The 792-nt window shown below is 51.0% G+C and carries 1 protein-coding gene; it reads right to left on the reverse strand.

Going from position 1 to position 792, the window contains the following annotated elements; translation table 11 throughout:
* On the reverse strand, positions 1 to 792 hold a 792-nt coding region (locus WMO75_RS19650), incomplete at both ends, for a recombinase zinc beta ribbon domain-containing protein (RefSeq protein WP_349078866.1).

Raw genomic sequence — 792 nt, forward strand, 5'->3', positions numbered from 1 at the left:
GTGTCTTGTTTTATCTTCGTCAATGCGCTCATGCACGACGATTTCTTTGATTAAGCGGTTGAGGGTGGCTGCGTCCAACTCTGTGATGTTGGCATATTCCTGAATGGCTTCCACCCATTGTTTTGCGTCATTGGCAAGCTGGACTTCATCGGACAGCCGCTTTCTGCCCTCGGACACTTTTGTTTTAAGTTCCGTCTGCTCGGTCTGTGTCTTTTCCAGCATGGTGTTGAAGTTCTGCTCACTGATACGCCCTGCAATCATATCTTCATAAAGCCGCATTACCATTTTGTCCAGAACCTCAATCCGTTCCTCGTCCCTTGTAAGGGAGCGTTCCATTGCTTCCCGCTGTTCCCGCTGCTCGGCTTCACAGGTATTGGTCAGGCGGTCAGCAACCGCTTTCCCGTCCATCAGGGCAGCTCTGGCACATTCCCGGATTTTCCGCAGCACATGACTGTAAAGGGTGTCATAATCAATCCGGTGCTGGGTGCAGTGGTTCTTTCCAAAGGCATTGTAGGTCTTGCAGGAGTAAATCTGCTGGGGATGTTTTGCGTTTGTGTAGCGTACCGTCAGAGACTTCCCACACTCGCCGCATTTTATCAGTCCGGCAAACAGGCTGATTTCATTGGTCTGCCCCGGACGCTGGCGGGATTTCAGCTTGTTCTGCACAATGTCAAAGCTCATGCGGTCAATCAGCGGTTCATGCTGTCCTTCCACTACAATCCAGTCCTCCGGCTTCTTTTCCCCAATCGTGCCGATTTTGAAACGGTAGTCCTTTTTCTGGGAAGCAATCGC

It is taken from the genome of Blautia intestinihominis (assembly GCF_040096655.1).
GTDB lineage: Bacteria > Bacillota > Clostridia > Lachnospirales > Lachnospiraceae > Blautia_A > Blautia_A intestinihominis.